The organism is Streptomyces sp. NPDC046831 (assembly GCF_040645305.1).
Classification (GTDB): domain Bacteria; phylum Actinomycetota; class Actinomycetes; order Streptomycetales; family Streptomycetaceae; genus Streptomyces.
In genome coordinates this window covers 23741-34469 of the sequence record NZ_JBEYXZ010000053.1, presented here as the reverse complement: position 1 = coordinate 34469, position 10729 = coordinate 23741, and the positions used below count along the sequence as shown (strand labels likewise).

The following is a 10729-nucleotide window of genomic DNA, read 5'->3' as shown; positions in this document are numbered from 1 at the left end:
GTGCGGTCGTGCGGGGAAATGCACACGACGGGCTTGCCGGTTAAATGGATGTGAATTCCGGGGGGAATTCCGGCTAGGCGCCGCGCGGACCGGCCCCGCCACCCCCGCTCGCACACAAATAGCGGCATCGTTGGCTCTTGTGGTTCAAGCCGCCGCCAGGGAACATCTCTCACCGCTCGGCGAACGCTCCCAGTTCCGCAGCTGACCGAGACCCCTGGCGACCGCTGGGATTGCGAACGGCTAATCGGATGACGGGCCCATGAGCCCTGCCATTAGGGAGACGCGCAACCCCGCCACGGCGACGACCTCACACCACCGCCACCGACCCAAGGACACTCGCTATGACCAGCGTGTTCTGCGGCATCGACTGGGCCACCGACCACCACGACATCGCACTGCTCGACGAGGCCAGCACCCTCCTGGACAAGCTCCGCATCGACGACACCCCTACCGGCCTCAGCCAGCTCCTGGACATGCTGGCCCAGCACGGCGACAGCCCAGAGAACCCGATCCCGGTGGCCATCGAGACCTCTCACGGGCTCCTGGTCGCCTGCTTACGCGCCACCGGCAGACCCATCTACGTGATCAACCCGCTCACCGCCGCCCGCTATCGCGACCGCTACGCACTCAGCCGCAAGAAGTTCGACCACCTCGACGCCAAGGTCCTGGCCAACATCCTGCGCACCGACCCCGCGGAGCACCGGCCCCTGCCCGCGGACAGCCACCTCGCCCAGGCCATCACCGTCCTGGCCCGAGCCCACCAGGACGCCGTCTGGGACCGCGTCCAGACCGGCAACCGCCTTCGCTCCCACCTGCGCGAGTACTTCCCCGGCTTCCTCACCGTCTTCCGCCACTTCCGCGATGGCCTCGCCTCACCCGTCACCCGCACCCTGCTCGCCGCGGCCCCCACACCCACCCAGGCCGCCCAGCTCACCCGCCCGCAACTGCGAGCGATCCTGAAGAAGGCCGGACGCCAGCGGGAGATCACCGGTGAAGTCGAACGACTCCACACCCTGCTCCGCGAACCCCAGATGCACCAGCCACCCATGATCGAGCAGGCCATGGGCGCCAAAGACCTTGCTCTGCTACGGCAGTTCGACGCGGCCTGCACCAACGCCGACGACCTGGAAGCAGCCACCACCGCCGCCTTCGCCACCCACCAGGACGCCGAGATCATCACCAGTTTCCCCGGCCTCGGCGCACTGACCGGAGCCCGCGTCCTGGCCGAACTCGGTGACGATCACACCCGCTTCACCAGCCCCCGCGCTCTGAAGGCCTACGCCGGATCCGCCCCCATCACCAGATCCTCCGGACGCAAGTCCACCGTCCTTGCCAGGCACATCAAGAACCAGCGTCTCGCCTCAGCCGGCTACGTCTGGGCCTTTGCCGCCCTCACCGCCTCCCCTGGAACACGAGCCCACTACGACCGCCGCACAGCCGAAGACCGACACGTCGCAGCCCAGCGCAACCTCTTCAACCGGCTACTGGGCTGCCTGCAACACTGCCTCACCCACCGCATCCCCTACGGCGAGCAGACCGCCTTCCCCAACACCGCTTGGCTGATCAACCGCATCGGATGTCTGTCTACGCCCCGCTCCAGCCCGGCCGGCGTCCGTGCCGCGCGCACAGCAGTCAGCCACCTGATGCCAGAGACGGGTACGTCGTGGCTGGGAGCTCCACGGCTTTAGCCACCTCCCCGGTCCGGGCCCCGCGTCGAGCAAGACCAGGGGGCCACTCGTGCACATTGCGGTCAGGCCCAAAGCCTGCCCGAGTTGCCAACCAGCGTACGGCCCCCTGATCAGGCTCGACCCCAGACCGGGCAGGCCACCGACCAAACCCGCTCCACCGCCCGCATCCGTAGCCGGCAGGTGTGCGGCTCGCCTCCTGACGACCGGGCCATTTCTTGCCCGCCGCGCGGGCGATGCCTCCATTCGTACCAGAATCGCGCCCAAGCACTCGTTGTGTGGAACCAGCTGCGCGATCAGAGCGATCGGAGCATCATGGGCTCATGACTGGGTGGGGAAGAAGACTTGCCTTAACCGGAGCCGGGACGGGGGCCGCGGTCACAACCGTCCTGATAGCAGTAGCCGCCGCAGGAGATCTCGACTACGCCGATAAGGTGGCCAGCGTCATCGGAGCAGTCGTCGCTCTTCTCACCGGAGTTGTATCGCTGCTGCTTCTTCGGACGAACACACAGTCCCTTGGGCAGACGGTCGTTTCTACCGGGGAAAGATCCGTGTCTACAGGCGGCAGTATCAGCGGAACAGTTGCGACTGGCAACACCACATTGATGCGAACGGTTAGCCAGCAAGTGCCATCACAGCCCGCCCCGGGACGGCCCCACGGAATAACCGCGTATGGCGACCGCTCAGTTGCTGCGGGCGGCGACATCACAGGAACTGTAAACACGGGCGATAGCGCATCAAGACACGACCAATGAACAACAGCAAGAAGGAGCAGAAGACCACACCTAGGCCCACCGTTCAAGCATCCGGGTCACGCGCCGTCGCAGCGGGCGGAGATATTGAGATCGCCGTAACCGGTGATCATAATACCAGCGTTGTACAGCACGTCCATAATTCAACGCTTCTATCTGCAGATGTCCTAGTGGCACCACAAGCCGTACCCACCCCGGTAAGACTTAGCAATCTACCGCGCGTGCCGCGGCATTTCGTAGGCAGGCGTGAGATTCTGCATCTAATAAATGAGGCTCTACATAAGGAGACTATCCCGGCAATTGTAGTTTGCGGCCTAGGGGGAATCGGCAAAAGCACACTGGCAGCGTACTGGGCAGCCATACACGGCAGAGATTGCAATCTCGTCTGGTGGATCACTGCCGATACTGAGTCAGCGCTACAAAACGGATTGGCGAATCTCGCTACTTCACTGCAGCCTACTCTAGGACAATTCCTACCACATGACGCATTAGCTAATTGGGCCTTGCAGTGGCTAGAAACTCACCAAGGGTGGGTTCTAATTCTCGATAATGTCACCGACGCAGCACACGTGCGCTCCATCCTTCCGCACCTAAGCGCCGGCCGCTGCTTGATTACAACGCGCAGGTTTTCCGGATGGCACGATACTGCCTCACTGGTGCAGATAGATGTTTTGAATCCCAGCGAGGCTGTCGAGCTCTTCAATCACATTAAGAATTACTCCTCGCCAATGAGTGACGTTGCCAAAGTATGTGAATCGCTTGGCTACCTTCCCCTGGCGGTGGAACAGGCTGCAGCATTTTGTCTGGAGACTGGCACGACGCCCAGCGATTACCTCGACATGCTGGCTGATTACCCAGCCCAGCTGTATGACGCTGGCCCAGAAGGAGGAGACGCAGAGCGCACGGTGGCTCGAATCTGGCAAATCACTCTTGCCAAACTTGATCCACTATCAACAAATATACTGAAGTCAATCTCTTGGTATGGTTCTGAGGCCATACCACTTGAACTACTAGAGGACGTCGGAAGCGCGCCCCAGCTCAGGGCCGCGATCGGCCAGCTTACAGCTCACAGCATGCTAAGCACTGGTTCCAGCGGCCGCCGGCTTTTTATGCACCGGTTGGTTCAATCTGTCCTACGCAACGGACAGGGCGCTACGGAGGCCCGTGATGCAGCTATTAAGCGCCTTGCTAGCAAGGTACCCTACGACCCTGAGCATCACATAGAAGGCTGGCCATTTTGGTGGGATCTGCTTCCGCATATTTTAGCGTGCGCCGGTTATATCGACGCAACGCTGCCCAATGAGACATGGGAGCACATCCTCAACCAAGCAAGTATCTTCCTGTTCATTCAAGGGGAACATAAAGAAGCAAAGCGACTAGGGGTACTAGCACTTGAAGTCGCAGAGCAGCTACACGGCTCCACACATCCGGGCCTTCTAGACCACCTCACGCATCTGCACCACATCTACAACGAGATGGACGATCACGAGTCAGCTATCCAAGTCGCGAGACGGTGCTTGGATATAGCTCAGATCACCTGGGGAAGTGAGAGCTATCAAGTTGCTCTGCGACTTGTCCATATCGCCGACATATACCAGCACATGCAGCAGGAAAGGGAGGCTTTAGCCACTGCGAGACAGGCCTTCAGGATTGCGAGTACAGTGCTGCATCCAGCAGATTATCGTTGGCGTACTTTCAAGCGCATCCTAGGAGAGTCGTACTGCGCCACCGGACAGCCGCGCAAAAGCATCCCATATCTGCGAGAGGTACTCCACCGAACAATAGAGACAGACGGTAACGGTCATCCGCATGTTGCCACCGCACTCCGGTCCCTCTCAAACGCTTACCTAGCTGCTGGGCTGCTGCAAGAGGCCCTGCCTCTAATGGAGACAGCAACGAGAATCGTAAGAAACTCCTATGGCGACGATCATTATGCGGTGATGCATTTTGGGATGTCATTGTCGCGTATCTATCGCTCAGTCGGAGAGTACGAGAAGTCCATCGAGCTACTGCAGGAGCTAATGGGTCTAGGGCAATTTGAACGGCTGAGTCGATCCCATCAGAATGAGCTTCGCCTCAAACTTGGCTTAACGTATGAAGCTCAAGGGAATTTTAATATGGCAGTGAATCACTATATCGCCATTTTGGGCACACTCGACGAGATGCGTGATGCAGAAACAAAACTCGGCCTGATGAGTCGAATCACTGCACTTCAATTTAGAATTGGGCTCCATGCTGATTCGATCCCGTATTGGGAATCGATGTTAGAGATTTTGGCAATAACACCAGGTGAAAAGGGTGAGAGGGCCGAATGGGTCCGATCAGGACTGGAACATGCTCAGATGCACGTGCGTTGGGAGAGAGAATCGAAGGGCTAAGGGTGAAGGGCGAACATTGACAAACCCCAGGTAGTGCGCCATTCGCCACAATAGAGGAATGGCATGCGATGCACCGCCTCCCGTTAAGCGACTGCAAGGACAACGGGATGGCGTACAGAGAGTTTGCCGGTGCCGAGCGCGGTCTGCCGGCAAGGACTCGTGCCCTTGATGGACCGAGGCCACGCCATGTGGGCAACGATCGGCTTCAACACGGCGCATGGGTAAGTAGGGGACTGGGATCCCCACCTCAGCTGCGTGGAGGCAATACCTGCCGTGACTTGGGCAGTCGCTAGCCGAGTGCATCGCCGCAGGGGGGGAGGGCGCCGCACCTGACGTGCCGTCAACGTGCGGTCCCAAGTTCGCCAAGTCCATGTACTGCTCTCAAGGAGTGTCCTACGATGCGAAGCATGCCTTCTGCCAAAGCGACGCCTACCTCGATCAAGTTTCAGCTCGTCGGTGTTGCAGAGCTGATCGAAATGCAAGAGATGCGCGTCCCTATCTATCAGCGCTCGTACCGCTGGCGCCCAGATGCGGAGGTCTCTCAGTACTGGAGCGATCTACGCCACGCCTTCGGAGAAACTGACGAGTACTTCCTCGGAACGGTTGTACTCACCACCGAAGGGGACAGTGCACGAAAAACCATCATCGATGGTCAGCAGCGCATCGTGACTACATCCTTGCTATTGGCCGCGATCCGCGATCACCTCGAGAGTCGCGGTAATGAAAAGTTCAGCGTAATCGAGCGCGACTACCTTGCCAAGGAAACTTTGCAATCGGAGGGTAAGGACCCTCGCCTAATTCTGAACCCCGAAGACGATTCCATTTTTGCTGCTATCGTATCGGGAGATGCTGACCCCAAAGCTGCCGACAGCAAAGCTCCCGCGGTGATGAAGGCCTACGCGTTCCTGTCAAAAGCTGTGGGCGAAGTTGCCGACTCAGTCGGCGATGAAGCGGAGAAGAGACTTCTCCAATGGGCCACTTTTCTCCGCGAGCGAGTTCGCCTTGGAGTCATCGAAGTCCCATCCGAATCCGATGCGTATGTGATTTTCGAGACCTTGAACAACCGGGGGGCCGATCTAACCACTGCCGACCTTCTCAAGAACTACATCTTCGGCAAAGCAGGGAGTGAACTCGACAAAGTACGCGACTACTGGATGCGCGCCCTCGGGGCTCTAGAACTTTCTGCCGCAGATAGCAAGTTTACCGCCTTCTTGCGGCACTACTGGAGCTCCCGCTATGGCTTGACGCGGGAACGAGACCTATACGCAAAGATCAAGGAAAAGGTGAGAACTAAGAGTCAAGCTTCGCAGTTCACGATTGACCTCTCCCGAGCGGCAGAAAAATACGCAGCTATCACAAACCCCGGTCATGAATTCTGGACCACCTTGGACCATGCGGGAAAGGCCGATCTGCAGATTCTAGCCAGGTTCAACCTGGCACCTAACAGGCCTCTATTGCTCGCCGCGATGGATAAGTTCTCAGCAGCGGAGCTTAAGAAGCTACTTCGCGCAGCTGTGAGCTGGTCCGTTCGAGGGACCGTCACAGAGACGATCAACTCCGGAACAACGGAAGAACGCTACTGTGACGCCGCTGTCGCAATCCGCAGCGGGCAGGTTAAGACAGTTAAAAGCGTGAGAGAAAGACTGGGAAGCACTGTCCCATCGGACGATCAGTTCAAAGAAGCTTTTGCGATTATGCGGGTACCCAAAAATGCCACGGCCCGCTATTACCTTCTCGCTCTGGAGCGCTACGAAGCTAAGACTTCCGAGCCTGAGCTAGTTCCCAACGAAGACGGCGACAAGCTCAACCTTGAGCACGTTCTTCCGCAGAATGCCACACAAACGGATTGGCCATCATTCAAGACGGCAGACGAACGTTACAACTGGGCCTATCGCCTTGGGAACATGACTTTGCTTCCGAAAGGGAAGAACGGAAAGATCGGCAACAAGCCTTTCGCGGTTAAGGCTCCTATCCTTCAGTCGTCAGCGCTTTCCCTCACAGCCACAGTCGGTCAGCACACGCAGTGGACTGCAGTTGAGATCGCCGCACGGCAAAAAGCTCTTGCCGAGAAGGCTGTACTCGCTTGGCCTCGTTGAAAGTAGGCCCCACCACGCGCCGTCCCGTGGACAACTTGCGGACTCAGTACGGCTCCTAAGGTGCTTATAACCCACTGATCTGTCAGTTGGTGGTGCACGCGCACGGCCACCCGAGCCGCGTGCACCACAGGGCCAGCCAATGCGGTGACGTGGGTAGGCACCCTGTCCGTGGAACTGAGTTGAGGCGCGCCAAGCCTGCGCGCCCCGGGTGCGGATCAAATGAGTGTCTATCTGCAGCACCAATGAACAACGGCGGACGAGCGCGAACCTCCGTGAACTTCGGACGCAGGTGACCCCATGTTGCTTCCGGACGAAGAGGTCATCGCGCAAGGTGGCAACCCGCGCGCTTCCGCCGTCGTGGCTTGCTCTGGTCGACGGCCGACAGCGTGGCTCAGGCTGGCGGGGGTGCAGCGAGGCACACGCGCGCCGGCATGGTCGGCTGACCCGCCATCGTGGCTAACTGTCGCCGGCTGAAGCTCAGACACCCAGGTGTCCAGCTCGGCCGGGGTTCGTTGCCCCTAAGGGGGCGGTGCCATTCGTGCCAGATCCTGCGGGGAGCCAGGGGGAACAGCGGTAACTTGCCTTACGAGCAACCGGGACTCCCACGCCGCTCCGTCGCAGGTCAGAACAGCAACCGTCGCCAAGGAACCCAATCTGATGTCACGTAATGCAGGCGAGGGATCTTCTGTCAGTGTCGACCAGTAGCCTGCGGCGATCAGCCATGACACACCTGGAGGGTTCGTGGAAGCTACCGCTCTCGTCAGTCCCGATCTGGTCGGGAGGTTCGATGCGTCCGAGCCCTGTCCCGGCGGCGGCAGGGGTCTATGGGTGGCACTTCAAGCAGCCACTCCACCCGGTCCTGGACGCTGGGCGTCTGCTCTACGTCGGGATAGCCCCGCGGTACATAGCAAAGCGGACCAGCACGCAGAACCTGCGCAAGCGGGTGCGCTACCACTACCGGGGCAACGCGGCTGGCTCGACGCTGCGGCTCACTCTTGGATGTCTGCTCGGACTTGAACTACGCCGCGTAGGCAGCGGCAAGCGGATGACCTTCGGCAGGGCTGGCGAAACCACCCTGAGCCAGTGGATGGCGGTGCAACGCGCGGGTGTGCTGGATCGAGCGAAGCGAGCCGTGGGACCTTGAGGCACAACTCATCCCTCAACTCGACCTCCCGCTGAACCTCGACCAGAACCGCCACAACACGTTCCACAGCAGCTTGAAGGAGCTACGGGCCCAAGCACGCCAGCGAGCCCGGGAGTTACCCGTCAGCTCGTAGGTCGCCGAACGGGCCGCCGGGGTCGTTGTCGTCTCTGGGCCGTCCCAGGTCGCTCGACAGTGGCCAAGGACGACAAACGACGACCACCAGGCGCACGGACCCGCTACTCCTGAGCAGGGAAAACGCAGGTCATCAAGATCCCAGGCAAGACCCAGGGCAAGAAGACAGGCCCTGAAGGTCATGGGCGGTGCCTTTCTCGGGCTGCTGTAGCTCTGCCCGATCGGTCGGTCGGCACTGTCGCTGCTTGCGTGTCTGGACGGTGGATCAGCGGCTGCGCATGGCTCGGCCGTCGATTTCCCCGTGGGTGGGTTCTGGTTGAGCGGTAGGTGCAACCATGGGATGTTCCAGGCGTGTTGACCGGTTCGGACGGGGGCGGGGTATGGCGGCGGTGCGGTGGGTGGTGGCGGTGGTGGCCTCGGTTGCGGCGTTCTTTGCCGTGGCTGTGCCGTGGGCGGTGCTGTCTTCGGGTAGGCATGACCCGTGGGACGTGATTGGTCCGGTCGGTGGTGTGGTTGCGGCCGGGGTGCTGGCCGCGCTGGGCTGGTGGGCCTCCCAGGCCGGCGCACCCGCAGGCGGCGGCCCGGAGCGCACGGTACGGCAGTCGGCCCGCGCGGAGGGGAACGTCAGGCAGACCGCGGGAAATGATCGTGCCGTTGGCAGGGCCGGGCGTCGGCCGATGCGGGAGAAGATCCGCCAGAAGGGACGCGGCGGCGGTGACGTCGACCAGGTCGGCGGAGACCGGGCCTGAGGGGCCGGCGATGGGGGAGCGTTCGGTGCAGCGCCGCACGGGTCAGCAGGCACGGGCGCAGCGTGATGTCACCCAGGTGGCGGGGGACATGCACGTGTACCCGACGCCGGTGCCGAGCCCCTCGGTGCAGTGGCCGGTGTGGGTGGGGGACGTGCCCCGGCTTGCCGCGGCGTTCCAGCCACGTACGGCGATACGGGACCACGCCGATGGGGCGCGGCGCGAGGGCCGTGACGTGGTGCTGTCCGGGGCCGGAGGAGTGGGCAAAAGCCAGCTGGCGGCATCCCTGGCACGGCAGCTGCGGGACCAGGAACACACCACGGATGCCGGCCTGGACGTGCTGCTGTGGGCGAGAGCCACCGGCCCCGACCAGATCATCACCGCATACGCAGAAGCAGCCGGGTAACTGCATCTGTCCGGTGCCGACCAAGAGGACGAAGACGGAGCGGCACGACTGTTCATGCGATGGCTGGCGGTCACGCGGCAACGGTGGCTGGTGGTGCTCGACGACCTCACCGACCCCGCCCCCTTGGAGGAATGGTGGCCGGACAGCGGTACGGGTAACGGCTGGGTCCTGGCCACCACCCGGCGCGAGGATGCCCAGCTCAGCGGTCAGGGCCGCACCCTGATCCGGCTCGGCCTCTACACGCGGGACGAGGCCGGTGCCTATCTGCGCCGCCGGCTCACCGACGCCGGACATGCCCACCTCCACGACCCCGGCCGGGCGGACGAACTCGGCGATCTGCCCCTCGCTCTCGGTCACGCCGCCGCCTACCTCATCAACACCCGGCGCAAGATGCCCGAGTACCTCACCCTGCTGCGCGACACCAGCAGTCGGCTGGGTGATCGGCTCCCGCCCAGCGCCGACACGGAAGGCTACGGACGGCCCGTCACCGCCTCGCTCCTGCTCTCCCTCGACGCGGTCGACACCACACATCTGGCCCGCCCCCTGCTACACCTCGCCTCCCTCATGGACCCCCACGGCCACCCCGCCACCGCATGGACCACTTCCGCAGCCCTCACCCACCTGCGCACCGCACGCCCAGCACGACGACGCCGGCTGCGCCGCCACCACCCAGCCGTCACCGAAGGCGAGGTGCACAGCGCGCTGGAATGCCTGCGCACCTATGCCCTGATCACCCAGGACACCGCCACCGCCCCCATCCGTCTGCACGCCCTGATCGCCCGCGCGGTGCGGGAAACCATCCCGTCCGGCATGCTCCCAGCCATGGCTCGTACCGCGGCCGACGCGATCCTGAGCCTGTGGCCCCGCCACGACCACGAGGAACGGGAACTTGCCGTCTCACTGCGCGCCAACGCAGTCCATCTCGATGAACTCACCCGCCCGGCCCTGTGGCAGACCGAAACCCACCAGTGCATCTACCAAGTCAGCAGCAGCCTCACGGATGCGGGGCTCTACCAGCAGGCCATCGAGTACAACGAGAGAACCGCTCGCCGCAGCAACGACATCCACGGCGACGACCACCCCGACACCCTCACCGCCCGCAATAACCTCGCCGTCTCCTACCGGGATGCCGGACGCGGCCAGGACGCCCTCAACCTCGCCGAGCGGGTCCTGGCCGACTACGAGCGCATTCTGGGCGACGACCACCCCGACACCCTCTCCGCCCGAAACAACCTCGCCATCTCCTACAGCGATGCCGGACGTGTCCAGGACGCCCTCGACCTCGCCGAGCGGGACCTCACCGACAGGGAACGCATCCTGGGCCCCGACCACCCCGACACGTCGAGTGAGGTGCCAGCCCCAGAGGCAGCGTCATTGAGCCCTGGGCTAC

6 protein-coding genes and 2 pseudogenes are annotated in these 10729 nt (G+C 62.2%); all 8 read left to right on the top strand.

What is annotated here, in order from left to right:
* Window positions 1-341: 341 nt before the first annotated feature.
* Window positions 342-1544: pseudogene (locus ABZ920_RS29210) on the top strand (IS110 family transposase); the annotation flags it as partial.
* A gap of 892 nt (window positions 1545-2436) precedes the next feature.
* Window positions 2437-4815, top strand: coding sequence for a tetratricopeptide repeat protein (locus tag ABZ920_RS29205; RefSeq protein ID WP_361511400.1), 2379 nt, complete (start codon window positions 2437-2439; stop codon window positions 4813-4815).
* A gap of 407 nt (window positions 4816-5222) precedes the next feature.
* On the top strand, window positions 5223-6911 hold the full coding sequence (locus tag ABZ920_RS29200; protein WP_361511397.1) for a DUF262 domain-containing protein: 1689 nt from the start codon (window positions 5223-5225) through the stop codon (window positions 6909-6911).
* A 667-nt stretch (window positions 6912-7578) separates the two neighbouring features.
* Window positions 7579-8055: a GIY-YIG nuclease family protein gene (locus ABZ920_RS29195; RefSeq protein WP_361511394.1), complete on the top strand. Its 477-nt coding sequence runs from the start codon at window positions 7579-7581 to the stop codon at window positions 8053-8055.
* Window positions 8018-8188 (top strand): GIY-YIG nuclease family protein, encoded by a 171-nt coding sequence (locus tag ABZ920_RS29190; protein WP_361511392.1) that lies wholly within the window; start codon window positions 8018-8020, stop codon window positions 8186-8188. Before ABZ920_RS29195 ends, ABZ920_RS29190 begins: the two co-directional genes overlap by 38 nt.
* A gap of 379 nt (window positions 8189-8567) precedes the next feature.
* On the top strand, window positions 8568-8936 hold the full coding sequence (locus tag ABZ920_RS29185; protein WP_361511389.1) for a hypothetical protein: 369 nt from the start codon (window positions 8568-8570) through the stop codon (window positions 8934-8936).
* A 10-nt stretch (window positions 8937-8946) separates the two neighbouring features.
* Window positions 8947-9339 carry a hypothetical protein gene (locus ABZ920_RS29180; RefSeq protein ID WP_361511386.1) on the top strand — a complete coding sequence of 131 codons (393 nt, stop codon included), beginning with the start codon at window positions 8947-8949 and terminating at the stop codon, window positions 9337-9339.
* A gap of 54 nt (window positions 9340-9393) precedes the next feature.
* A pseudogene (locus ABZ920_RS29175) lies at window positions 9394-10665 on the top strand (tetratricopeptide repeat protein); the annotation flags it as partial.
* Between the last annotated feature and the right edge of the window lie 64 nt (window positions 10666-10729).